This is a genomic window from Dialister micraerophilus DSM 19965 (assembly GCF_000194985.1).
Classification (GTDB): Bacteria; Bacillota; Negativicutes; order Veillonellales; family Dialisteraceae; genus Dialister; species Dialister micraerophilus.
This window is the reverse complement of record NZ_GL878519.1, coordinates 556,825-581,573: the sequence shown is the minus strand read 5'-3', so window position 1 is coordinate 581,573 and position 24,749 is coordinate 556,825. Positions and strand designations below refer to the sequence as shown.

Annotated in this window: 22 protein-coding genes and 1 pseudogene; 21 read left to right on the top strand and 2 right to left on the bottom strand. The window is 39.3% G+C overall.

What is annotated here, in order from left to right; translation table 11 throughout:
• Positions 1-2 precede the first annotated feature (2 nt).
• The 15 genes and pseudogenes from HMPREF9083_RS06830 to budC all read left to right on the top strand — a co-directional run bounded on the left by HMPREF9083_RS06830 (position 3) and on the right by budC (position 17,451).
• Positions 3-419, top strand: coding sequence for a hypothetical protein (locus HMPREF9083_RS06830; RefSeq protein ID WP_007555881.1), 417 nt, complete (start codon positions 3-5; stop codon positions 417-419).
• A 367-nt stretch (positions 420-786) separates the two neighbouring features.
• Positions 787-987, top strand: a complete 201-nt coding sequence (locus HMPREF9083_RS02860; protein ID WP_007555880.1) for a hypothetical protein — start codon at positions 787-789, stop codon at positions 985-987.
• A gap of 113 nt (positions 988-1,100) precedes the next feature.
• Positions 1,101-1,238, top strand: a complete 138-nt coding sequence (gene rpmH, locus HMPREF9083_RS02855; RefSeq protein ID WP_007553759.1) for a 50S ribosomal protein L34 — start codon at positions 1,101-1,103, stop codon at positions 1,236-1,238.
• Positions 1,231-1,614, top strand: coding sequence for a ribonuclease P protein component (gene rnpA / locus HMPREF9083_RS02850; protein ID WP_155800580.1), 384 nt, complete (start codon positions 1,231-1,233; stop codon positions 1,612-1,614). The genes rpmH and rnpA overlap by 8 nt, the downstream gene beginning before the upstream one ends.
• Positions 1,611-1,820 carry a membrane protein insertion efficiency factor YidD gene (yidD, locus tag HMPREF9083_RS02845; RefSeq protein ID WP_035062616.1) on the top strand — a complete coding sequence of 70 codons (210 nt, stop codon included), beginning with the start codon at positions 1,611-1,613 and terminating at the stop codon, positions 1,818-1,820. The genes rnpA and yidD overlap by 4 nt, the downstream gene beginning before the upstream one ends.
• Positions 1,821-1,927: 107 nt before the next feature.
• Positions 1,928-2,596: pseudogene (locus HMPREF9083_RS02840) on the top strand (YidC/Oxa1 family membrane protein insertase); the annotation flags it as partial.
• 128 nt (positions 2,597-2,724) lie between these two features.
• Complete coding sequence (jag, locus tag HMPREF9083_RS02835) at positions 2,725-3,594, top strand: RNA-binding cell elongation regulator Jag/EloR (RefSeq protein WP_007555875.1); 870 nt, start codon at positions 2,725-2,727, stop codon at positions 3,592-3,594.
• Between the two features lie 93 nt (positions 3,595-3,687).
• On the top strand, positions 3,688-4,884 hold the full coding sequence (locus tag HMPREF9083_RS02830; RefSeq protein WP_007555874.1) for an MFS transporter: 1,197 nt from the start codon (positions 3,688-3,690) through the stop codon (positions 4,882-4,884).
• 273 nt (positions 4,885-5,157) lie between these two features.
• A complete protein-coding gene (gene ileS / locus HMPREF9083_RS02825) occupies positions 5,158-7,971 on the top strand; it encodes an isoleucine--tRNA ligase (RefSeq protein ID WP_007555873.1) in 2,814 nt (937 codons plus the stop codon).
• Between the two features lie 229 nt (positions 7,972-8,200).
• Positions 8,201-10,267, top strand: a complete 2,067-nt coding sequence (locus HMPREF9083_RS02820) for a transglycosylase domain-containing protein (RefSeq protein WP_007555872.1) — start codon at positions 8,201-8,203, stop codon at positions 10,265-10,267.
• A gap of 463 nt (positions 10,268-10,730) precedes the next feature.
• Positions 10,731-12,437 (top strand): ABC transporter permease, encoded by a 1,707-nt coding sequence (locus HMPREF9083_RS02815; protein ID WP_007555871.1) that lies wholly within the window; start codon positions 10,731-10,733, stop codon positions 12,435-12,437.
• A gap of 9 nt (positions 12,438-12,446) precedes the next feature.
• A complete protein-coding gene (locus HMPREF9083_RS02810; RefSeq protein ID WP_007555870.1) occupies positions 12,447-13,529 on the top strand; it encodes an ABC transporter ATP-binding protein in 1,083 nt (360 codons plus the stop codon).
• A 66-nt stretch (positions 13,530-13,595) separates the two neighbouring features.
• Positions 13,596-14,633 (top strand): ABC transporter substrate-binding protein, encoded by a 1,038-nt coding sequence (locus HMPREF9083_RS02805; protein ID WP_007553719.1) that lies wholly within the window; start codon positions 13,596-13,598, stop codon positions 14,631-14,633.
• An 18-nt stretch (positions 14,634-14,651) separates the two neighbouring features.
• Positions 14,652-16,064, top strand: coding sequence for an NADP-dependent phosphogluconate dehydrogenase (gene gndA / locus HMPREF9083_RS02800; RefSeq protein ID WP_007555869.1), 1,413 nt, complete (start codon positions 14,652-14,654; stop codon positions 16,062-16,064).
• A gap of 640 nt (positions 16,065-16,704) precedes the next feature.
• On the top strand, positions 16,705-17,451 hold the full coding sequence (gene budC / locus HMPREF9083_RS02790) for a meso-2,3-butanediol dehydrogenase (RefSeq protein WP_007555867.1): 747 nt from the start codon (positions 16,705-16,707) through the stop codon (positions 17,449-17,451).
• A 77-nt stretch (positions 17,452-17,528) separates the two neighbouring features.
• Here the strand turns inward: budC and pdxS are convergent, their stop codons facing one another.
• The gene (pdxS, locus tag HMPREF9083_RS02785; RefSeq protein WP_007555866.1) at positions 17,529-18,374 is read right to left on the bottom strand and encodes a pyridoxal 5'-phosphate synthase lyase subunit PdxS; all 846 of its coding nucleotides are present in this window, start codon (positions 18,372-18,374) and stop codon (positions 17,529-17,531) included.
• Between the two features lie 346 nt (positions 18,375-18,720).
• Between pdxS and HMPREF9083_RS02780 the strand changes: the two genes are divergently transcribed.
• Complete coding sequence (locus HMPREF9083_RS02780; RefSeq protein WP_035062614.1) at positions 18,721-20,208, top strand: aldehyde dehydrogenase family protein; 1,488 nt, start codon at positions 18,721-18,723, stop codon at positions 20,206-20,208.
• A 94-nt stretch (positions 20,209-20,302) separates the two neighbouring features.
• Here HMPREF9083_RS02780 and HMPREF9083_RS02775 read toward each other — a convergent pair whose 3' ends face one another.
• Positions 20,303-20,935, bottom strand: coding sequence for a YigZ family protein (locus HMPREF9083_RS02775; RefSeq protein ID WP_007555864.1), 633 nt, complete (start codon positions 20,933-20,935; stop codon positions 20,303-20,305).
• 203 nt (positions 20,936-21,138) lie between these two features.
• Here HMPREF9083_RS02775 and HMPREF9083_RS02770 point away from each other — a divergent pair, with 203 nt between their 5' ends.
• From HMPREF9083_RS02770 to HMPREF9083_RS06130, 5 genes are read left to right on the top strand one after another with little or no spacing between them, the layout of a single operon-like run.
• Positions 21,139-22,083 (top strand): FAD:protein FMN transferase, encoded by a 945-nt coding sequence (locus tag HMPREF9083_RS02770; RefSeq protein ID WP_007555863.1) that lies wholly within the window; start codon positions 21,139-21,141, stop codon positions 22,081-22,083.
• Between the two features lie 14 nt (positions 22,084-22,097).
• Entirely contained in the window at positions 22,098-22,703 is a 606-nt protein-coding gene (locus HMPREF9083_RS02765) for a MotA/TolQ/ExbB proton channel family protein (protein WP_007555862.1), read from the top strand.
• 2 nt (positions 22,704-22,705) lie between these two features.
• On the top strand, positions 22,706-23,128 hold the full coding sequence (locus HMPREF9083_RS02760; RefSeq protein ID WP_007553623.1) for an ExbD/TolR family protein: 423 nt from the start codon (positions 22,706-22,708) through the stop codon (positions 23,126-23,128).
• The gene (locus HMPREF9083_RS02755; RefSeq protein ID WP_007555861.1) at positions 23,125-23,970 is read left to right on the top strand and encodes an energy transducer TonB; all 846 of its coding nucleotides are present in this window, start codon (positions 23,125-23,127) and stop codon (positions 23,968-23,970) included. The genes HMPREF9083_RS02760 and HMPREF9083_RS02755 overlap by 4 nt, the downstream gene beginning before the upstream one ends.
• A gap of 20 nt (positions 23,971-23,990) precedes the next feature.
• The gene (locus HMPREF9083_RS06130) at positions 23,991-24,749 is read left to right on the top strand and encodes an energy transducer TonB (protein WP_155800577.1); all 759 of its coding nucleotides are present in this window, start codon (positions 23,991-23,993) and stop codon (positions 24,747-24,749) included.

Below are 24,749 nucleotides of genomic sequence, written 5' to 3'. Positions count from 1 at the left end.
GAATGGCAAGAAGTGAAAGAGACAACACGTGGGATGGAAGATACTCGAGAATAAAAAACATACAAGACCCGAAAGAAGACCAAGACGTGTTGACACTCCATTGGGCAAAAGAAAACAAAGAAGGCTTATTAAAAGCACTCACTAAAACAAGCGAAGAACAACAAAAAGCAATAAATAACCTTTGTGACACACATAAACAAAACCTTACAGGACAATATCAAACATATAAAGAAAACATTGAAAACATAAAAGCAAACATAGAACAACTCTATGAAAACATAAAAACAACAAGCAAAACCGAAAAAGAAACACTTACAAACACAGGAGACATCAAGAAAAGCGAAATAGAACAAGCAGGTAATACGTGGAAAACACAATTAGGAGCGGACTGCTACATACAAAAGCGAAAGAAATCTTAAAAGCACAAACGGAACAAAGACGATCTTGACGGCAGTTTTGATAATATCGTAAGGTTGTATGAAAATAAATTAATAACATCGGAAGTACAGGTAAAAGGCTAATCGAACATAATTTTTGCGGTATAAAACGGTAAAGGCACGCTGCAAGAAAACGCATGAGGCACAGGTATATTTTAAAAATTACGTTTTTATATCGATATAATATGTAAAATAATAAAAAGCGGTAGTGCAAATAAATTGAAAACAATGTAAAATAGACGGTATGATGTCGTTGTATATATAAATATAATGAGTTACACGGAAAATATTAAAACAACGATAAATACAAGCAACATTATGATATTTAATATGTTTAAAGGAGATTTATATGTTCGGTTCGATTTGGATAAATGTGCTTGTCGCCGTACTTGTCGTTATATGTATTGCAGGGGCGATATATTTCCGCAAGTTTTATAAGAAGCGCATGGAGCAGAAAAAAGAGTATGAGCGTTTGGCAAAGAAGGCTGTCGAGCTTAATCGCCGTCAGTATATTATGAAGGCTTCCCGCTTACGTAAAAAGAGACGTTGATTTTGTATTTGAAAAGCATGTTTTTGTTTGACATGGACGATGACTTTAGCTATAATTAATTCGTTATGGTATGTGTGGTAAGCACTGCCATGTCATTGTGAGGAGGTGTAAACATGACAAAGAGAACATTTCAGCCTAATAATCACTGGCGTAAGAAGACTCACGGATTCCGTGCGCGTATGAAGACTCGTGCAGGTCGTATCGTATTGAAGAGAAGAAGAGCAAAAGGCAGAAAGGTATTGAGTGCTTAATCCGGCTATGAAAGATTTTAAACCGGATTTTTCGTTGCATCGTTCTTATCGTGTTCGCCGAAGTAAGGAGTTTCGCAGAATTTATTCCCGAGGGCGGCGGTTCAGTAATCGTTCAGCACTTATGTATGTCTTTAATGTAAGGCGTAGCGGTGTGCGTATCGGTTTTGTAGCGACAAAGAAAATCGGTACGGCGGTTATGAGAAATCGTGCGAAAAGATTGATGAAGGAAGTATATCGTTTACATCGCCATGAGCTTAAGAGCGGACATGATGCGATTATGCTGGCTAATGCTTTCCTTACGAGGGCAACTTATGAGGAAGCGGAAGAGGCTATTCTCTCTTTATGGCATAAGGCCGGACTTTTGGAGCAGGTATGAGGACAATTTTTATAGGATTGATTAAGGGGTATCGTTTCTTTGTTTCTCCTTTGAAGGGTCCTTGTTGTCGTTTTGTTCCTACTTGCAGTGAGTATGCGTTTGAGGCCGTAAAAAAATATGGAGCCCTTAAAGGCAGCTACTTAGCAGTTAAGCGGATATGCAAGTGTCACCCTTTTCATAGGGGTGGTTATGATCCGGTACCGTGAATGGCTGCTTTTTTGCATTTGCAATACGTTAATTTGCGTTTTGTCGATGAAATTCAGACGACAGAATGATTAAACGGTTGAAATCAAGACCGTATAAGGAGTAAAAGATGGCTGATTTTCAAATTCCGGTGTTGAGTACACTGGTGGGATATTTGGCGGAAATTATGAGGTTTTGCTTGCAGTTTTGCTACGGCATTACTCAGGATTTAGGATATCCCAGTTACGGTATTGCGATAATTGCGCTTACCGTTATTATCAAGGTTATTCTTCTTCCTCTTGCTATAAAGCAAATCAAGTCGATGAAGGGGATGCAGGAAGTTCAACCTCAGCTTGCCGCAATTCAGAAAAAGTATAAGAATGACAAGATGCGTCAGTCTCAGGAAATACAGCGTTTGTATGCGGAAAAAGGTGTGTCGCCTTTGTCCGGTTGCTTACCGCTTTTGATACAGATGCCTTTTCTTATCGCAATATTTTATGCGTTGCAGGGATTTCCTTATGATCCCAATCATGTAAGTTTCTTGTGGTTGGAGAGTTTGGCTGTACCGGATCCGACATATGTTCTTCCGGTTATTTCCGCAGTTTCTACTTGGATTATTTCAAAACAGACGAGCGGTGCAAATGTAGCCGGTCAGCAGAAAATGATGATGATGGTTATGCCGCTTATGATCGGTTATATTTCGGTAAAATTTCCGAGCGGTCTTGTTATTTATTGGATTGTAAGTAACTTGTTCCAGGGTATTCAGCAGACAATAATGTTTTGGGGAAATAACAAAAATGTGAAGAATGTTGCAACTCCTCAAAACGGAAATAAAGTTGTTCGCAAGGTTATCCGTAAGAAAGTTTTGAAGAAGTCGGATTCCGTAAAGTCCGACAAGGTAGGTTCCTCCGAGGAGGCGGAAAATAAATGAGAACGGTAAGAGCAGAAGGAAAAACGATTGATGAAGCTATAGCAAAAGGTCTTGAAGAATTAGGGGTAGATCGTTGTGAGGCAATTGTAAATGTTGTCGAAGAACCTTCAAGCGGATTGTTCGGATTGCTTAATAAAAAACCCGCAATAGTGGAAGTTTCGGCTCCTGACTCTATCGAAAGTTTGTCAAAACCCGTTGAAGTTGAAACGGATGAAGTTTCGGCAAAGGATACGGTATTTTCCGATACCGAGGATTCGAAAGCCGATGTTTCGGATGAAACGTCTTCTCAAGTTGAAGAAGTGATTTCCGAAGTTGAACCCGTTGAAGTTCAAAAAGATGCACTTGAAGATGCAAAAGGTGAAGAGGTTTGCGCAAAGGAAGAGAAAAAGCGTGAGTTTGTCTTTTCAGAAGAAGAACAGGCTGAAACGGCGGAAATTGCAAAAGAATTTTTGACAAACGTTTTCAAAGGTATGAATATTGATGTAACTATGGAGAAGATGATAAACAGTGAACGTATATTGTTCAATCTTCATGGTGAAGGTCTGGGTATTTTGATAGGAAAACACGGACAGACATTGGACGCTTTGCAGTATCTTACAAATCTTGCTGCAGGAAAGAAGTATTTCAATCATTACTTTGTAATGCTCGATGTGGAGAATTACAGGGAAAGACGTTGCCGTACATTGGAATCTTTGGCAAGAAGATTGGCGGAGAAGGCAAAGCGCACCGGTGAAGCTGTAAAGCTTGAGCCGATGAATGCGGCCGAAAGAAGAATAATTCACTTGGCACTTCAAAACGACAATGAAGTTACTACTGAAAGTGAGGGAGAAGGACGATACAGACATATCGTCATCTCGTTGAAGTAAACAAAGAAACCCTTCCTTATGGAAGGTTTCTTTTTTCTTTTGATAAATGTATATATTTAAAAGGGTCTATATAAATGTGCGAGGAGGTATAAGATGAAAAATTGGAAATCTGCGGTGTATGTTGTATCCGCAATACAGATCGGTGCCGGAATGGCCATTATCGGTGTAATGGCATTTTTACCGCTTTTTTTAAGTCAGATAGGTATAACTGACAGCGGTGAGGCGGCATTTTGGTCGGGTATTCTTACAGCAGTTACACCGCTTACTTTAGCTATAAGTTCACCGTTTTGGTCGCTTGAAGCCAAAAAGCGCGGAGCCAAACCGGTTATGGTAATGATTTTGCTTGTGGTTGCCGTTTCGGCGATTTTGTGTTCATTTACAAATTCACCCTGGCAGCTGCTTGTTTTGCGTACGGCTCAGGGGTTGGCGGGTGGTTTCATACCGATAGGACTTTCTATCGTTACTGAAATAACACCCGAGGAAAAAACTTCTTGGGCTATGGGATTTTTCCAAGCGGCACTTGTTGCCGGTACGATGCTCGGACCGCTTGCGGGCGGTATTGTAGCCGACATATTCGGATATCGTGCACCGTTTTTGTTTTTTGCATTATTGCTTGTGCTTTGCGCTTTGGCAACGAAGTTCTTTTTGCCGGAAGTTAATAAAACGTCCGATGAAAAAGAAGACGGCAGTTCAATGTTTTCACAAATTGCTTACTTCATAAAAATTCCTGAATTTCGTGTTTTGGCGGCGATACAATTTTTGTGTAATTTCGGTATTACCGGTATGGGACCTATATTTCCTTTGTATCTCGAGAAGATGGTGGGCGGTGAAGCTACCGCCATTGCTTCATTGGTAGGATTTCTTATATTCCTTTCCGGTGGAGCGGATGCACTTGCGTCTTTGTCCGCCGGAACGATTACACAAAGATTTGATATGAAAAAAGTTTTGTTTGTTTCTACAATTTTCGTAGGATTTACTTTCATATTCCAATACCTTATGACTACCGTATGGGGATTGGGTGCATTTCGTGTAGTTACCGGCTTGGGTATAGGCATAATCATGCCGATTACAAATACACTTATCGCAAAATCCGTACCGCCCGAAAAGCGTTCGATAGTGTTCGGCGTGGTTGCAAGTATTTCCATGCTAGGAAACGTTGCCGGTCCTGCTACCAGCGGTGTGCTTGCAATGTACATGGGCTATGCATCCGTATTCTGGCTTACGGCATTTGCCTTCTTTTTAGGAGGAATATTGTTCTTTATAACCGACAGAAGAAAAAAAGCGGTATAAATTTCTTGACATTTTGCGTTGATATTTGTATATTATAGGAAATATTTATTAAAGGCGTTGAGAAAGACGTTTTGTCGATATTTTGTCAAAAGAGAGTTCCGTTTGGTGAAAAGGGACGGCAATACGACAAATAAATCACTTTTGAGCCGCGGAGAGGAAATGCTCCGACGTTGCACACGTTACGTGTTCCGAGTGGCATTTTGTCATTAGGGTGGTACCACGGGAATATTCTCGCCCCTTATCGGGCGGGATTTTTTTATTAGGAGGTAAAGAATGGATTATGGTAAAACACTGCAATTGCCGCAGACAGAATTTCCTATGCGCGGCAATTTGCCTAAAAGGGAACCGGAGTTTGTAAAGTTTTGGCAAGAAAACAATTTGTATGAAAAAAGAATTGAAAAAAGAAGTAGTGAAAATGCACCGTTGTTTGTTCTTCATGACGGACCTCCGTATGCAAACGGCAAAATTCACATAGGTCATGCGTTGAATAAAACTTTGAAGGATATTATCGTTCGTTACAAGTTCATGGAAGGGAACAATGTAAATTTCGTTCCCGGTTGGGATACTCATGGACTTCCGATTGAATATGCGGTTTTGAAGGAATCGGGCGAAGATCGTGCAAATATGACTCCGATTGAATTACGCAGAAAATGTCTTGAGTATGCAAAGAAGTGGATTGCAATTCAAAAAGAAGATTTTATCCGTATGGGTGTAATCGGTGATTGGAATAATCCTTATGTAACTTATGACAAGCATTTGGAAGCAAGACAGATTGAAGTTTTCGGAGAAATGGCAAAGCGCGGTTATATTTACAAGGGTAAGAAAACCGTTTATTGGTGTGCAAATTGTGAAACCGCTCTTGCCGAAGCTGAAATTGAATATAAGGAAAGCAAGTCTCCGAGTATTTATGTAAAATTTCCGGTACGTGATGTGAAAAATCTTTTACCGGAAGGCGTTTCAAAGGAAAAAGCTTTTGCGGTTATTTGGACAACCACACCTTGGACAATTCCGGCAAACCAGCACATTTGTGTAAATCCCAAGTTCGATTATGTATGGGTACATAATAAAGATGCCGATGAATACTACCTTATGAGTAAGGAACTTGCACCGAAAGCGCTCGAAGAATGCAAAGTTGAAAATTATGAATTTGCCGGTCGTGTGATGAAGGGTGAAGAACTCGAGATGATAGAATTTTCTCATCCTCTTGTTACCGACAGAGTAGTACATGTGCTTGAAGGCGATCACGTAACTTTGGATGCCGGTACAGGTTGTGTACATACAGCACCGGGACATGGTAGTGACGACTTCAATATACATTTGAAGTATGTACATGCCGGAAAAATTGATGCTGAAGTAATTTGTCCGGTAGATGCAAAAGGAAGAATGACAAAAGAAGCCGGAGAAGAGCTTGAAGGGCTGCTTGTTTGGGATGCACAGGGCAAGGAAATTTCACTTCTTGCACATGCGGGACGTCTTTTGGGCAAGAAATCCATGCGTCACCAATATCCGCATTGCTGGCGTTGCAAAAATCCTGTAATTTACAGAGCGACGGAGCAGTGGTTTGCATCAATCAACGATTACAGAGATGCAGCACTCAAGGTGGTAAACGATACGAAATTTATTCCTTCATGGGGACATGACAGATTGTACAACATGGTACGTGACAGACAAGACTGGTGTATTTCACGTCAACGTTCATGGGGTGTGCCGATTCCGGTATTCTATTGTGAAGATACGGGTAAACCGATTATTACCGATGAAACTATAGCATCCGTAAAAGCATGGATTGAAAAGGAGGGTTCCGATGCATGGTGGACACACAGTGCAAAAGAACTTCTTCCGGAAGGTTTCAAATCTCCATACAGCGGTAAATCCAATTTCAGAAAAGAAACGGACATCATGGACGTATGGTTCGACTCGGGTTCCACATGGAACGGAGTTGTAAAACAACCTCGTGAAGAGTGGAAAGGCATGTCATTCCCCTGTGATTTGTACCTTGAAGGAAGCGATCAGCACCGCGGTTGGTTCCAAAGCTCACTTCTCACCTCTGTTGCCGTAAACGGAAAAGCTCCTTACAAAGCATTACTCACACACGGATTTACCGTAGACGGTGAAGGCAGAAAGATGAGTAAATCCGTAGGTAACGTAGTTGCACCTCAGACAATCATAAACAGATACGGTGCGGACGTAATGAGACTTTGGATTGCAAGCTCCGACTACCAAGGCGATGTACGACTCTCGGACAAAATTATCAAGCAGATGAGCGATGTATATCGTAAAATCAGAAACACATACAGATACCTTTTGAGCAATCTCTACGACTTCGATGTAGAAAAAGATGCAATTCCGTACAATGAAATGGAAGAAATCGACAAATGGGCATTGCTCCGCTTGGAACAAGTGCGTGATCAAGTGACGAAAGCATATAAAAATTATGAATTCCATGTAATGTACCACGTAATACATAACTTCTGTACGGTAGATATGTCGGCAATTTATCTCGATATATTGAAAGACAAACTTTATGAAGAAGTACCGAATTCAAAAGAAAGAAGAAGTGCACAGACTGCAATTCATGAAATACTCGTAACACTTACAAAACTCATGGCACCGGTATTGGCATTCACGACCGAAGAAGTATGGCAGGCAATGAAACACACCTCAAAAGATGAGAAGAGTGTGCATCTTGAAAACTGGCCTGAAGCAAAACCTGAATACCTTGATGAAAAACTTGAAGAAAAATGGAACAAACGTCTTGCACTTAGAGGCGAAATCACCAAAGCGTTGGAAGAAAAACGTAAATTGAAAGAAATAGGACATTCCTTGGATGCAGATGTAACGGTATATGCAAAAGGCGAAGCATACGATACACTTGTTGAAATGGAAAAAGAACTTGCGGATTTCTGTATCGTTTCTACAATAAAAGTAGAAAAGAGCGATGACGAAGAACTCAAAGTCGACGTAAAAATTTCAACACGTGAAAAATGCGAAAGATGTTGGAAACATTTGCCGAGTGTAGGAAATGACGAAAAACACCCGACAGTATGCGCAAGATGTTCAAGAGTGCTTAAAGAAATGGGATTATAAAACGAAAAACTTCCGTGAGAGAAACTTGCGGAAGTTTTTTTCATGCGTAAAATATGAATTATACAAAGTGAAGTACGAACGTATACAAAATAAAATATCAATGCACATAAAGTAAAATATTAACGTATATAAAGTAAAACACTAATGTATATAAATTCAAAAAATATGATATAATAAGCTAAACTGCGTAATGGACTTTAAGTCTTTATCATAGAGGTGCGAAATAAACATGAAAAATTCGGAAATTCACAGAAACCGAAACAAAAAAAAGTCGGTATTCGGCAAATTTTTAAAAGTAATTATAATAGTTTGCATAATTGCATTGGCAGGTATAGGTGCCGGACTTGCATTTTCACTAAGAGGATTGCCTGATGTCGAATCGAATATGACACCGAATATTTCCTCAAGAATATATGATGTAAAAGGCAGATTGATTGCAACCGTACATGCCGAGGAAAACCGTATACCGGTACCTATTACGGAAGTACCGGAAAATTTGCAAAATGCGTTTATTGCCGCTGAAGACGTGAGATTTTATGAACATCACGGAATAGATCCCAGGGGAATATTGAGAGCGCTTTTCAGCAATATCATACATGGTCAAGCGACGGGACAGGGCGGAAGTACGATAACTCAGCAGCTTGCAAGAAATGCGTTTTTAAGTCAGGAACAAACAATTAAGAGAAAAATATTGGAAGTGTTCCTTGCATTTGAAATAGAAAGCAAGTATGACAAACAGAAAATACTTGAAATGTACATGAATCAAATATATTTCGGACAAGGTTGCTACGGTATAGAGACCGCATCGAAAGTATACTTCGGCAAAGATTCGAAAGATTTGACTCTTGCACAATGTGCGATGCTTGCAGGATTGCCCAACAGTCCGAATTACTATTCTCCGTTCAGAAGTCTTGAAGCGGCGAAGTCAAGACAGGCGGTAGTACTTGATCAAATGGCGAAGTACGGATACATTACCGAAGAACAGGCAGAAGCTGCAAAAGTTGCGGATGTAGGACTCATGAAACCTTCCAAAGTAAAGAGTGATGTAAATAAAGCGCCTTACTTCGTAAATTATGTAATTCAGGAAATAAGCGACAAGTACGATTCCGAAGCGATTTACAAAGAAGGACTTCAGATTTACACAACGCTTGATTTGGATATGCAGGAAGCTGCAGAATCGGCAGTAAGAAATGATTTGCCTCCGGGAGCAAAAGACAAAAATGGAGTAAGTCAGCCTCAGGCGGCATTACTCTCACTGGAAGTAGGTACAGGATACGTAAAAGCGATGGTAGGCGGAAGAGGCGAAGACCACTTCAACCGTGCGGTGCAGATGATACGTCAACCGGGATCGGCATTCAAACCTTTCGTATATGCTGCGGCATTGGACAGCGGATTAAGTCCGTCAACTACACTCAGCAACGAAAAGAAAGAATATGCCGGCGGATGGGTACCGAAGAATTACGGCGGAACATACGGCGGAAAAGTCAGCATGATAGAAGCCCTTGTACACTCGATGAACGTACCTACAATCGACCTTGCAAATAAAGTCGGAATGAGTAAAATTCTGAAACTTGCAGAATCGTGCGGAATATCCACACTTGTAAAAGACGGAAAATACTCGGACAACAACCTTGCAGCATCCATCGGCGGACTTACAAACGGTGTTTCGGTAATCGACATGGCAAAGGCATACAGCGTATTTGCAAATGACGGTGTACTTGTAGAACCGAGAGCGATTATAAAAGTTGTAGACAAAAACGGAAATACACTTGAAGATCACTCCGAAAAACCGCAAGGAAAACATATACTTGACCAAACAACTGCGGACAAACTCACAAGCATGCTCGAACAGGTAATAACGAAAGGTACCGGCGGCGGTGCATACATCGGAGGAGCGGCTGCAGGAAAAACAGGTACAACGGACGATGAACACGATGCATGGTTTGCAGGATACACTCCCCATCTTTCAACGGTCGTATGGATAGGTGACGACACATCGACAAATGCGGGATATACGGGAGGAACCGTACCGGCGGTTATCTGGAAAGATTACATGAGAGTTGCGGAAGGAATTTATCCTTCAAAAGGATTTGAAATCTCCGACAATATAAGACAGCAGACTCAATACATGTCGCAAAAGGAAAAGGACGAAAAAGAAAAGAAAGAGAAAGAAGAAAAAGATAAAAAACAAAAATTGCAACAAACGGTAGATAAAGCAAAGTTAAATGTAAAACGAGCCGGAGAAAAACTTCTTGATAAAATAGCGGGAAAAGGCTCGCAAGAAGACAGCGAATAAATACCCCTCTTTACCGAATAAATCGGTAGAGAGGGTATTTTTATGAAATAAAATATAAAGTGAAATGATTGACAGCATATTTGAAAACAAAAATATAAGTGTATAGAAAAAAGTTTTATAACAAATGAAACCCGTTTTAAATATCAAAATAACCATTTTAAGTCGACAATTGATGAATAAGTGTATACTTATGTTTTTTATCCGGAAATTTTCACGATACACAAAATAAAACAACCTTGAAAGTTTCTGAAAACAAAGCAAAAAATACGATAAAAAAGTCCCTTTTTATTATCCTGAATGATATTTACAAGTAAAAAAAAGTATAATTTAATGTGCTTTGTGACAATTATTCAATTTAATAGATATGGTATACTTATTAACCTTTTAATGGTATAATTGTAAAGTTAAAAGTAAGAGAGATTTATGGTAAAAATGTTAGATAAATGTTTTAGGGGGTTTTCTTTTGAATCGCGTTTCATCTTATTTGTCAAATCAAATAAAAATCACGAAAAATACATTTCGCGATCCTGTGATAGCCATAGTAACTGTAGCGGTTATTATAGGACTGTGTGTATTTGTAGTTTGGCCGCTTCTTGAAGTGGTAAAACAAAGTTTTGTAGATACAAGCGGAAATGTATCTATTACCGCATACAAGAATATTTTTACAATGAGTGCGACATATACCGCTCTCATAAATACTCTGTTTCTTGCAGTAATAGTAAGCGTGCTTGCAACTGCAATAGGATTTCTTTTTGCATATTGCACATCGCATCTGAAAATGGGCGGTAAAAGACTTTTCAGTTTGATAGCGATGATGCCGATGGTATCACCGCCGTTTTCGGTTGCATTGTCGATTATAATGCTTTTCGGAAGTCGTGGACTTATTACATACAATCTTTTAGGTTGGAGCAATACGAACATTTACGGATTGAAAGGTTTGATATTCGTACAGACCATTTCATTCTTCCCGATAGCATTTCTTCTTCTTGCCGGTATGCTTCGTTCAATAGACTCGTCAATTGAAGATGCCGCAAGAGATTTGGGTTCTTCCAAGTGGCGTACATTCAAAACGGTTACCGTACCTCTTGTAAGTCCCGGTATTGCAAATGCGTTTTTGCTTGTATTTATAAAATCCATCGCCGACTTTGCAAACCCTATGGCAATCGGCGGAAACTTCTCGACATTGGCGACACAAGTTTACTTGCAGACCATCGGAAGCTATGACGTACAAGGCGGAGCGGCGGTTGCGGTAATGCTTTTGGATATTGCAATGGTACTCTTCGTTTTATCCAAGTATTGGATTGAAAAGAAAACATATGTAACCGTTACGGGTAAAGCATCACGTGAACGTACAATGATTTCAGATCCTCACGTAGTGTACCCGATAGCCGGATTTTGTTTCTTGGTATCGGCAATCGTTATAGCCATATACGTACTTATACCGGTCGCATCGTTTGTAAAAATGTGGGGAGTGGATTATTCATTTACTTTAAACCATTACAAGTATGCGTTGAGTGTAGGTAAGAGTGCGTTCCAAGATACGACATGGCTTGCAATTGTCGCAACACCTATTGCAGGTATTTTAGGAATGATAGTTGCATACCTTGTAGTACGTAAAAAATTTATCGGGCGAATGTTCATAAACTTCGCATCACTTTTGAGTATTGCCGTACCGGGTACAGTTATCGGTATAGGATATATACTGACATTCAATGAAGAACCGTTGCAGCTTACAGGTACTGCTGCAATTTTGATAGCAGCATTTGTAGTAAGATCGCTTCCTATCGGTATACGTGCCGGAGTATCCAGCCTTCAGCAAATAGATCCGAGCATAGAAGAAGCGGCAGCGGACTTGGGAAGTAACTCCACACGTGTATTTACAACCGTCACACTTCCGTTGATAAAGAGTGCATTCTTCAGCGGACTTGTTTACTCATTTATCAGAAGTATGACAAGTATCAGTGCGGTAATATTTTTGGTATCGGCAAAATACAGTCTTTTGACGGTTCTTGTACTTGACCAGGTAGAAGACAACCAATTCGGAGTTGCATCCGCATTCTCCACATTGCTTATTTTAATAGTATACATTGCCGTACTCGTTATACAATTGATTTTGAGCCGATTAGGTTCCAAGCAAGTAACACCGGAAACGGAACCGGCAAGTTTTTAAGGAGAGAACATGACAAAACAGGTAGATATACAATTGAAAAACTTGACAAAAAAATATGAAAGTCCTGAAGGAAAAGGCACATTTCTCGCCGTAGATCACATAAATGTAAATATATCCGCCGGACAATTCGTAACCCTTTTGGGACCTTCCGGCTGCGGAAAAACCACTACACTGCGTATGGTTGCCGGATTTGAAACCATAACGGACGGAGAAATACTCTTGGACGGAAAAAGAATAAATGAAATGACACCCGACAAACGTGATTCATCAATGGTATTTCAAAGTTATGCACTTTTTCCGCACTATGACGTATTCGGAAACGTGGCATACGGACTTGTCAACAAGAAAATGGACAAGAAACTTATAAAAGAAAAAGTATTGGGAATGCTCGAACTCGTAGGATTGAAAGGATTGGAACACAGATTTCCGAATCAATTATCCGGAGGGCAGCAGCAACGTGTGGCACTTGCACGTGCGCTTGTAATGGAACCGGCAATGCTGTTGTTTGACGAACCGCTTTCAAACCTCGATGCCAAATTGCGTATTTACATGCGTAAAGAAATAAGAAAAATACAACAACGTATAGGAATTACAAGTATATACGTAACACATGACCAATCCGAAGCGATGAGCTTGTCGGACATGATAATAATAATGAATAAAGGTAAAATCGAACAATGCGGTACACCTCGTGAAATCTACCATTATCCGAAAACAAAGTTTGTGGCGGACTTCATAGGAAATGCGAACTTCATACCGGCAAAAGTTGAAAAAGTCTGTGATGAAGAATTGGAAGTGGATGTACTGGGAAGCAAATTTTCGGTACACTGTTCCGCAGACGATGTAAAAGTAAACGATACCGTAGACATAGTAATAAGACCTGAAGCGATTGAACTTGCCGACGGCGGAGACATTGAAGGTGAAGTAATCACATCCACATACATGGGAGCATTGCAGGAATACGTAGTAAAAGCGGGCGACCATGAACTGGAAGTTGAAGCGTACAACCCTATAGGAAAGAAAATATACGAAGTCGGCGACAAAGTATGGCTTAAAATACACAGAGAAGCCTTGCATGCAGTGAATAAATAGCTGAAAGCTAGTATTCTATATTCAATTTTCTAGACGAAAGTCTCTATTTTCCAAAGGAGGAAAAGTATGAATCGTTTTTTGAAAACGACAATTGCAGCTGTATTGGCAGGTGCGGTGGCGTTGAGTTTTTCAGGCTGCGGCAGTGAAAAAGAAGCTGCAAAAGCAAACAACAGCAAAGAAGTAACCATTTATATGGGCGTTGTCGAACAGTCGGCAAAAGTAGTTGCTGAAGAATTTGAAAAAGATACAGGTATACATGTAAACTTCGTACGTATGAGCGGCGGAGAAACATTGAGCCGTATCCGTGCAGAAAAAGACAATCCTCAAGCCGATGTATGGTACGGCGGAAGTGCCGACTCATTCATCATGGCAAAGAAAGAAGGACTTCTTGAGGCATACAAATCACCGAATGCGGAAAAAATAAAACCCGAGTTCAAAGATGCTGACGGATACTGGACCGGTATTTACCAAGGATACTTGGGATTTATTCTTGACGGAAGATACTTCGATGAACACAACCTTCAAGAACCGAAATCATGGGACGACCTTTTGAAACCCGAATTCAAGGGACAAATCGTAATGGGTAACCCGGGATCGGCATCCACAGGATACGTAATCGTATCTGCAATCGTTCAGAACATGGGCGAAGAAAAAGGTATGGAATACCTCGCTAAGTTGAACAAGCAAATCAAGCAGTACACCAAGGCGGGAGCCGCTCCGGCAAGAAGTGCCGCATTGGGAGAAGCTGCAATCGGAATTACATACATTCACAACGGTATCCGTTTGATGAAAGAAGGAAATACAAACGTAAGACTTTCATTACCTGAAGAAGGAACTGCATACGAATTGGGCGCAGTAGCAATTATAAAGAACGCACCGAACATGGAAAATGCCAAGAAGTTCGTTGACTGGTGTCTGACAAAGAAAGCACAGGAAATCGGACAGCACAACAACTCTTACCAGTTCTTGACAAATCCGGATGCAAATCCGCCGGAAGAAGCAATGAAATTCAAGGATGCTAAGTTAATGAAGTACGACTTCCAGTGGTCCGGCGACAATCGCGGAAGACTTTTGGAAGCATGGAATGCAGCAGTAAAAGAATAATAAACGAAGGAATAATAAATGACGCAAAAAGCAAAACTCGGACTTATCGGATTGGCGGTAATGGGAGCCAATTTAGCACGTAATGCAGCAAGAAACGGATTTACAACTTGTGTGTACAACCGTACATACTCAAAAACCGAAAACTTCATGAAAGAATTCGGAAACAATCCTCACCTTGTAAGTGCGGAAACATTGGAAGAGCTTGTGGAAAAACTTGAAAAGCCGCGTAAAATACTTCTCATGATCAAAGCCGGAGAAGCTGTCGACAAAACAATCGAACAAATTCTTCCGCTCATAGAAAAAGGCGACATAATTATAGACGGAGGAAACTCCTACTACAAAGACACGCAAAGACGTGAAAAATACCTTTCAGGAAAAGGTATCGAATACGTAGGAATGGGAGTGTCCGGCGGAGAAGAGGGAGCATTGAACGGACCGAGCCTCATGCCCGGTGCAAACCTCAAAGCTTACAACGAACTCAAACCGATTTTGGAAGCCATATCGGCAAAAGCAAACGGTGAACCCTGTGTAGACTACATAGGGAAAGACGGTGCAGGACACTATGTAAAAACCGTACACAACGGAATAGAATACGCAGACATGCAAATGATTGCCGACGTATATATGTTCATGAAAGAAATTCTTTGCATGACAACCGATGAAATGGCAAACACATGGGAAAAATGGAATAAAGGAAAACTTTCATCATACCTTGTAGAAATCACATCTCAAATACTCCGTAAAAAAGATGATGAAACGGGTAAACCGATGGTAGACGTCATACTCGACAAAGCAATGCAAAAAGGTACAGGCAAATGGACAAGCCTTTCTGCACTTGAATTGGGTACGGCGGCACCTACCATAACCGAAGCGGTATTTGCAAGAATAATGTCAAGCAACAAAGAAGAAAGAACGGCACTTGCAAAAATTTACGAAACGGTAAACTTGCCGAAAACGGATATAGACAAAAAACAAATTATAGACGATTTGGAAAATGCACTCTACGGAGCGAAAATTTGTGCATACGCACAAGGATTCAATCTCATAGCGCAAGCAAGTAAAACATACGACTGGGACGTAAAACTAGGTAACATTGCCAAAATATGGAGAAACGGTTGCATAATACGTGCAGGATTTTTAGATCGCGTAACCGAAGCATATGAAAAGCAAAAAGAAATAGAAAACTTGCTTTTCACCGACTACTTTGCAAAAGCGTTGAAAGAATCAAGAGCAGGCTGGGGACGCATCGTATCGACAGCAGTACTGTCGGGAGTTGCAGTTCCGGCACTTGGCTCGGCACTTCAATACTTCGATGCATACAGAAAATCACAATCAGGTGCATCACTTATACAAGCACAAAGAGACTACTTCGGTGCACACACCTACGAAAGAAACGATAAAAAAGGTACATTCCACACCGAATGGTTCTAAAGAAAAGAGTCTATTGCATGATATGCCTTGTCACAAACAGGGCATATCGGCAAAAGACTCTTTTTAATTTATTATAAATTTAAATTAGAGAATGCTATAAATAAAATCAATCTCATAAAACGGGAAATATAATTGACAATAAATAATAAGTATGATAATTTTTTATACAATATAAAACGTAGCAAAGTAGTAAAATATGAAGGCGATAAAAAGATAGTATATAAAAAAGCATGAAACGGCAATCGAGGTAAAAACAGAAGAAAAGTAGTGATTGTAGGCATGCACTATAAATTCGGATTGAATTTAAGTGGATGTTTTTTTGTTGCATAAATCTTGATGAATACCGGCGTACTTACGGGAGCATTTACGTGCGTATTCATCAAGAAAAAATAAAACCGATTCTATGATTTGGCAATTTACATAGAAATCGGAAAACAAATTGCCAGTAATATTATATGCAAATGCATAAGCGATATTACACAATATTTAATACTCCTTGTAGTAAAACACTGTGTAGAAAGCACATAGTCGGGCGACCTCCCGGACTCTGTGCTTTTTATATGGCAAAAACATATTTATTTAACAAGTAAAATTGATATAATCAAATAAATAGAATATTTATTTTAAATAGGAGAAAAACATGAGACTAGAAAACAAAGTGGCAATAATCACAGGCGCGGGTTCAGGATTTGGAAAAGCGACAGCAAAACTATTTGCAAAAGAAGGTGCAGAAGTAGTTCTAGTAGGAAGAACAAAAGAAAAGCTAGAACAAGTAGAAAAAGAAATAAAAGAAATAGGCGGAAAAGCACTAGTAATACCAGCAGATGTAACAACATACACAAATGCAGAAAAAATAATAGAAAAAACACTAGAACATTTTGGAAAAATAGATATACTATTCAATAATGCCGGTACATTTAGAGCCGGAACAATAGAAACAATGTCAAATGAAGATTGGAAAGATGTAATATCTGTAAACTTAACGGCGCTTTTCTACATGGGAAAAGCGGCGATACCGCATCTAAAGAAAACGAGAGGAAATATAATAAATACAGCATCAGCAGGTGGACTCATAGGATTTCCACAAGCGGTAAGCTATGCAGCATCAAAAGGCGGAGTAATTTCATTTACAAAAGCGGTAGCAGTAGATTTTGCAAAAGACGGAGTGAGATGCAATGCAATTTGCCCAGGAACATCTGAAACGGAAATGACAAAAGACGTAATGAATATAGAACCACTTAGAAAAAACTTTTTAGATCCGATACCGATGCAAAGATTCGGAAAAGGAAATGACGTAGCATATGCAGCATTGTACTTAGCAAGTGATGAATCAAGCTACTTAACAGGAGTGGTACTACCAGTCGATGGTGGTTGGACAATGTCATAAAATAAATAAAATTAACGAAATAAAAAGAAGTCTCTATTTTTTAGAGACTTCTTTTGTGTTGGAGGTCATGAGTACGATTAACGAGAACTCATGATTATTTCAATTTCATCTTCATTTATGCCTACCATTGCTTCACCTAAGTTTTCACTTACTTTAGCAATTACTTTTGGATTATCATGATGTTTTACTGCTTGAACGATAGCTTTTGCACGTTTTTCTGGATCACCGGACTTAAAAATACCGCTGCCAACGAATACTCCATCTGCACCAAGTTCAACCATTAAAGCAGCATCTGCTGGAGTTGCAACACCACCGGCAGAGAAGTTTGCTACTGGCAATTTACCGTTATCGTGTACGTATTTTATAAGTTCATAAGAAACTGCATATTCCTTTGCAACTGTGTAAAGTTCATCTTCACGAAGAGATGCTACATGACGCATTTCTTCTTGAATAGTGCGCATATGCTTAACAGCTTGCACAACGTCACCAGTTCCAGCTTCACCTTTAGTACGTATCATTTTTGCACCTTCTTGAATACGTCTTAAAGCTTCACCTAAGTTTCTTGCACCGCAAACGAATGGTGTTTTAAATTTTGTTTTATCAACATGGTTGTTGTTGTCGGCTGGAGAGAGTACTTCAGATTCATCAATGAAATCAATTCCGATAGCTTCAAGTACTCTTGCTTCAACGATGTGACCTATACGACATTTTGCCATAACCGGAATTTTTACCGCTTTCATAATGTCCTTGATAATTTTAGGATCACTCATACGTGAAACGCCGCCTGCTTTACGAATATCCGCTGGAACTCTTTCCAATGCCATTACAGCAACAGCGCCAGCTTCTTCAGCAATTTTAGCTTGTTCCGGAGAAGTAACATCCATTATTACTCCGCCAATAAATTTTTTTGTAACGTTTTCCATAATAAACCTCCGCAGATTTATATAATTCACATTAAATAACGATTGCATATTTATAATAACTCCTGTCTGATATTATTAATAGTTCCAAAATAATTATATTTAATATAACCAGAATAGATAAAAATCTTTGTTTTTTAATGCTATATAAGAAAAATAAAAGTTTTAAGAAAAAAATAGTAATTTAAATATACTATTACAAAAAGTAATAAAAAAAAAGTATATCAAGATACTTGAATATTGAAATTATTTATGCTATACTTTGTTTGCTTCAAAATGTTAAGCGATTTTGGTTTATTTGTTAAATTTTAATTTTATTTTTAATATATTTTCTGAAAGGATGAATACAATGGAAAAGGTAAATCTTCAGAAACAGTACGGTTTGTTTATTGACGGTGAATGGAAAGATGCTTCTGACGGCGGATTGTTCAAGTCATACAGTCCGGCTACGGGAGAAATGCTTGCGGAAATTGCCGAAGCTACCAAGGAAGACGTGGATCTTGCGGTAGCTGCAGCACACAAGGCATTACCTTCATGGTCAAAGACATCTCCGATTGAAAGACAGAATTTATTACTCAAGATTGCAGATATTATCGATGCTAACGCAAAGCATCTCGCAATGGTTGAAACTTTGGACAACGGTAAGCCGATCAGAGAAACAAGTACGGTAGATATACCGATGAGTGCAGATCACTTCCGTTACTTTGCAGGAGTTATACGTGCAGAAGAAGGAACTGCAACAATGCTTGATGACAATACAATGTCACTTGTATTAAAGGAACCAATCGGTGTTGTAGGTCAGATTATTCCGTGGAACTTCCCCTTCCTTATGGCGGCATGGAAACTTGCTCCGGCATTGGCGGCAGGAAATACGGTAGTTTTGAAACCGTCCTCACACACATCACTGTCACTTCTCGAACTTGTACGTTTGATTAAAGACGTACTTCCGAAGGGTGTATTGAATGTAATTACAGGTGCAGGCAACAAGTCCGGACAGTGGATTTTGGAACATGACGGATTTGACAAGCTCGCATTTACAGGATCTACTCAGGTAGGTTACAAGGTATACAAAGCAGCTTGCGACAAACTTATTCCTGCAACATTGGAACTCGGCGGAAAATCTGCAAACATGGTTTTCGATGACTGCGATATAGATCAGGCTGTTGAAGGTGTACAAATCGGTATACTCTTCAATCAGGGACAGGTATGTTGTGCAGGATCCCGTGTATTCGTTCAGGAAGGTATTTATGACGAATTTCTTGCCCGCTTGAAGACGGCATTTGAAAAAGTAAAAATCGGAAGTCCGCTCGATATGAGTACCGAAATGGGTTCGGCTATATATGAAAGGCAAATGCAGAAAGTTCTGGACTACGTAAAAGTCGGAGTTGAAGAAGGCTGCAAGCTTATCACCGGTGGAGAAAGATACATGGAAAACGGATGTGACAAAGGTTACTTCGTTCGTCCGACAATTTTGACGGCATCAAGCAACAGCGAACGTGTATGTCAGGAAGAAATATTTGGACCGGTAGTAGTTGTACAGAAGTTCAAGACTGTAGATGAAGTTATAGCACTTGCAAATGACAGCGACTACGGCTTGGGCGGCGGAGTATTTACAACCAACTTGCAAACTGCAATGAAAGTATCTCGTGGAGTACACACAGGACGTGTATGGGTAAATACATACAACGACATTCCGGCAGGTGCACCGTTCGGCGGATACAAGCGTTCGGGAATAGGTCGTGAAACACACAAGATGATTATGAGTGCATACTCACAGACAAAGAGCGTTATTATAAACCTCAAAGAAGGAACAAAAGGACTTTACAATGTAAAGTAATTAAATAAAAAAAGATCGGATTGAATTTCAGGTAATCCCCCTTAAATTCATCCGGTCTTTTTTATTTGTCTATTTAATATTGTGAAAGGAAACATTATAACGGAAGCTTTACGTATTCTTCGTTTGGAGTTTCGATAATTGCGGTTCCGCTTGTCATATTTGTAAAAAATTCAATATGTTTATCCGAATTTTCCGTCAAACACAACATAGAAATTTTCACTTTATCTGTAAACAGTCTGTCGGTGACTATAATGTCCGTATCTTTTATGTAATTTTCAAACGCACCGACAAAAGTGTAGTTTACGGTAAGAATAATTTTTTGATGCGGAGTAAATCGTATAATTTTCGAGTCGTTGAGTGCATTTGCAAGTGAAGATGAGTAAGCACGTGTCAATCCTCCGGCACCGAGTTTTATTCCTCCGAAATACCTTGTGACGGTTGCAACCACATTTGTAAGATTATTTGTCTGTAAAACGTGAAGCATCGGATGGCCGGCGGTACCTTGAGGTTCACCGTCATCGCTTGAACGTTCCGCAATTTGTTTTATCCCGATACGATAAGCCGAACAATTGTGAGTGGCGTCACGCATATTTTTTTTAACTGAAAGTATGAAATCTTGCGCTTCCTTTTCACTGTTTACGGGAGCGATTTGTGCAATGAATAAAGATTTTTTTATTTCGGTATTTTGCTTTGTAAGTTTTTCGATAGACTCGTAAGCTGTAAGCATATGAAACTCCTTTCTTTTTTATTCTAACATACTTGAATTATTAAACAATTTTCGTAATTGATAATCTAAATGATAATCATTATTGACATGTTTTTTTTGTTTTGTAAAATAACTAAAGCACATATTTTAGTTTTATAAAAATATTATCAGAATATTATCAAAAATCGGATAGATAAAAGGACAATTATTTTCGGGAGGCAATATTGCATGTAGAATCCGGTGAAGCGATGGGGACATTTTTGCAAGTAAGATCCGAAAATGAAATCCCTTGCGATGTATCGTTGCACATACGAAAAATTTTCGGAGATATTGAATCTGTGTGCAGCAGATTTTTGAAAGAAAGCGAAATTTCACGAATAAATGAAAATTCCGGAATCTGCTCCGTAAAAGTTTCACAAACTTGCATGAAAATTATAAAAAAATCCATGCAAGTTGCAGAATTTACAAACGGAGTTTTCGATCCTTCAATCGGTGCAATGTCATCATTGTGGAATATAGGAAGTGAAAGTGAATATGTTCCGACCGAAAAAGAAATACAAAAGGCATGGAGCCTTGTAGATTATCGCAATATACTGATTGACGGAAATTCCGTATTTCTTGAGAATAAAGGCATGTCGCTTGATTTGGGCGGTATTGCAAAAGAATATGCAATTCATCAAGCTGCAAATTTCTGCAGAAAAAAGAAGCTTGAAGGAATTATAATTGATTGCGGAGGCGATATTTCTACCGTAGGGAAAAAACCGGACGGAAGTGATTGGCGTATCGGTATACAACATCCTCGCAGAAGAAATAATTTGATTGCTTCCGTTGTCCTTGCATCTTGGAATACGGTCGAAACTTCCGGAGATTACAGACGTTTTATAAAGAAGGACGATTTATTTCAGAGTCATATTTTTTCAGTAAACAATGAAAAAAGAGTGCCGCTTTTAAGTGCGACATTGGTATATGACGGAATTTGCGATTTTCCCTTGACATCTTCTGCGCTGCTTGCCGGAGGATTGGACTTTTCAAAAAGAATGCTTAAAAAATGCAAGGGTATGGAAGCGATTTTGATAACTGACAAGTTTGAAGTTTTTGTTACGAAAAATCTGTATGATTACTGTAATGTGATTTCCGATAATTCGGAAAAAATATTACTTGATTTATAAAAGGGGTGTAGTAAGTGGAAATTATAGAATTATTTCAAAAAGGCGGTTTCGTCATGTACTTGTTGCTTCTTGCATCTATATGCACGATAGCGATTTTGGCGGAACGTTTTATGTTTTATAGAAAAGCTTTGAAAGGTATTGTACCTTATACCGACAATTTGGAGAAAATTCTTTCCGGCAAATCTTGGGAAGAAATTATGCAAAGTTCACTTATATACAACAATGTGGCGGTTATTATGGTGAATGAAACCGCAAAAGCGGTTTTGAACGGATATGATGCGGAACTTGCTTTGGATCGTACATATACCGCTTTGGCGGCACAGTTCAGAAGAGGCTTGAATTATCTTTCCGCAATTGTCACACTTTCACCTTTGCTCGGACTTTTGGGTACCATTTTTGGTATGATAAATTCATTTCAGATTTTCAATTTGCAAGCCGGACAGCCTATGGCGATTACCGGAGGTATAGGTGAAGCGCTTACAGCTACGGCTTTCGGATTGATCGTTGCCGTTTTTTCACTTGCAGTTCACACGTATTTTGCTTCACGCATGGATAATGCACTTACGATAATGGAAAAAACAGGAGCCGTTCTTCTTTCTGAAGTAAGAAAGAGAGGTTAATCATGTTTGGTAAACGTAATTTTCACAAAGTGAAAGAACCGTCGATAATTATCGTTCCGATGATAGATATTATGCTTTTTCTTCTCGTGTTCTTCATGATGGCGACAATGTATATGACCGAACTTAATACAATGTCGGTAAATTTGCCTCAAGCGTCCGCATCGAAACGTGAAACGAAACCCGAGGTTATTCCCGTAACGGTACTGGACAACGGAGAAGTTTATTATGATAAAGATACCTCTCCGTCCCAAGATGTGGTTCAACGTATGAAGAAAAATATTTCCGAAAATCCTGAAGTTGTATTTGTACTTCGTGCCGACAAGAGTACGAACTATGATGATGTGACGAAAGTGCTTGATGCTTTGAAGCAATCGGGTGCCAAGCATATTTCACTCGCAACGGAAGTGAAGGCTGATAAGAAATGAAGTATTCGGCAAATTGGCGATTATGCTTTGTAGTTTCGCTCATTGTGCATTTCATATTGTGGTCGGTTCTGACATTTGTCGTACCGCTTTTGGATTTTTCATCTGCCAAAGTTTCGGATGACGCAATAATGCTTGAAGATCTTCCGACAGGATATGAAGGCCCCGGATGGGGAAACGGTGAAGGTGAAGGTACCGGCGAAGGCGACGGAACGGGAGTCGGCGCACCTCAAAATGAGGATGATAAAGCCATAAACAAGGAAATAGGTGAAAGCACTACTTCAGAAGACAATGCGGGTGACGTCATGAATTATGACGAGTCCGATGACGAAGTATTGGATTCGTCCGAAGAGAATGCCGAAGATACTGAAACAAGTCCTATTATTGCAGATAACGAAGCCGATGCAATCGCTCAGCTTGAAGAGCAGGTAAAACAAGCAAAAAAAGACTCGACAAAGAAAGTTTCAAGTTTAATTATTATAGGAAAAGGCACTGAAGGAGGCGGCAGCGGCGGAAACGGTCGTGGAGGCGGAAAACCTCAAATAGGTACACCTCCGAAACTTATAGAAGATTTTTATCCGCCGAACAATCTTATTCCTTTCAAGGGACGTATACGTGTATCTGCGACAATCGGCAAGGACGGATTGATTCACAAAACGAGTATTGCAGTTACATCAGGTAAACGCAGTTATGATGAAATAGCAATGTCTGCGGCAAGAAAATGGAGATTCAAGCCTGCACTTGATGAAAACGGTGAGCCTATGGAAGTTACCAGAATTATTTCAATTTCATTTAACAGACCGAATATAGCAAGGCAAATAAATGAACGTAAATACTCCGATTAAATATGGAAAGGATGTGCGATGTGATAAAGAAATTATTGTTTACAGTATGTTTCATATTGTCTTTGCTTATGCTTCCTTTTTCCGCTCGTGCATCTGAAGCTCATAAGAAACCTCAAATGGGTGAACCTCCGATAACGATTTCATATTTCTTCCCGCCGAAAGATTTGATTCCTTATAATGGAACTATTATTGTTGCCGCATACATAGGTAAAGACGGTAATGTATATAAGACAGAAATCATAAGGAGTTCCGGTAATAAATCTTATGACACTATTACTGAACTTTCGGCAAGAAAATGGAAGTTCAAGCCGGCACTTGATGAAAACGGTAAACCCATGGAATGTGTAAAGATGATTTCCTTTCCTTTTAACGGAATAAAAAAACATAAAGAAACTTCGAAGTCTGATAAAATAATTTTCGAAGAGAAAATGGAAGAGTACCGGAAAGGAAGATCGCCGATTTTATTGAATGTAAAAGATAATGTATTGAGTGATTTTTTGATAGAAAAAATTATTAATGAAGATTTATCGGTGGATTTCAAAGTTGTTGATTTTGTGCTTTATATAGATTCCGCAGGTTCGGTTTTACATGTTGATATTGTAAAAAGTTCAGGGAATGAAATATCGGATTATTTATTGAAAAATACGTTAATGCGATGGAGATTCAAGCCGGCACTTGATGAAAACGGTGAGCCTATGGAAGTTACGAGAGTTATTTCAATTTCATTTAACAGACCGAATATAGCAAGGCAAATAAATGAACGTAAATACTCCGATTAA

Coding starts and splice junctions, on each gene's coding strand:
- HMPREF9083_RS06830 (WP_007555881.1), top strand. CDS start 3: ATGGCAAGAAGTGAAAGAGACAACACGTGGGATGGAAGATACTCGAGA.
- HMPREF9083_RS02860 (WP_007555880.1), top strand. CDS start 787: ATGTTCGGTTCGATTTGGATAAATGTGCTTGTCGCCGTACTTGTCGTT.
- rpmH (WP_007553759.1), top strand. CDS start 1,101: ATGACAAAGAGAACATTTCAGCCTAATAATCACTGGCGTAAGAAGACT.
- yidD (WP_035062616.1), top strand. CDS start 1,611: ATGAGGACAATTTTTATAGGATTGATTAAGGGGTATCGTTTCTTTGTT.
- jag (WP_007555875.1), top strand. CDS start 2,725: ATGAGAACGGTAAGAGCAGAAGGAAAAACGATTGATGAAGCTATAGCA.
- HMPREF9083_RS02830 (WP_007555874.1), top strand. CDS start 3,688: ATGAAAAATTGGAAATCTGCGGTGTATGTTGTATCCGCAATACAGATC.
- ileS (WP_007555873.1), top strand. CDS start 5,158: ATGGATTATGGTAAAACACTGCAATTGCCGCAGACAGAATTTCCTATG.
- HMPREF9083_RS02820 (WP_007555872.1), top strand. CDS start 8,201: ATGAAAAATTCGGAAATTCACAGAAACCGAAACAAAAAAAAGTCGGTA.
- HMPREF9083_RS02810 (WP_007555870.1), top strand. CDS start 12,447: ATGACAAAACAGGTAGATATACAATTGAAAAACTTGACAAAAAAATAT.
- HMPREF9083_RS02805 (WP_007553719.1), top strand. CDS start 13,596: ATGAATCGTTTTTTGAAAACGACAATTGCAGCTGTATTGGCAGGTGCG.
- gndA (WP_007555869.1), top strand. CDS start 14,652: ATGACGCAAAAAGCAAAACTCGGACTTATCGGATTGGCGGTAATGGGA.
- budC (WP_007555867.1), top strand. CDS start 16,705: ATGAGACTAGAAAACAAAGTGGCAATAATCACAGGCGCGGGTTCAGGA.
- pdxS (WP_007555866.1), bottom strand. CDS start 18,374: ATGGAAAACGTTACAAAAAAATTTATTGGCGGAGTAATAATGGATGTT.
- HMPREF9083_RS02780 (WP_035062614.1), top strand. CDS start 18,721: ATGGAAAAGGTAAATCTTCAGAAACAGTACGGTTTGTTTATTGACGGT.
- HMPREF9083_RS02775 (WP_007555864.1), bottom strand. CDS start 20,935: ATGCTTACAGCTTACGAGTCTATCGAAAAACTTACAAAGCAAAATACC.
- HMPREF9083_RS02760 (WP_007553623.1), top strand. CDS start 22,706: ATGTTTGGTAAACGTAATTTTCACAAAGTGAAAGAACCGTCGATAATT.
- HMPREF9083_RS02755 (WP_007555861.1), top strand. CDS start 23,125: ATGAAGTATTCGGCAAATTGGCGATTATGCTTTGTAGTTTCGCTCATT.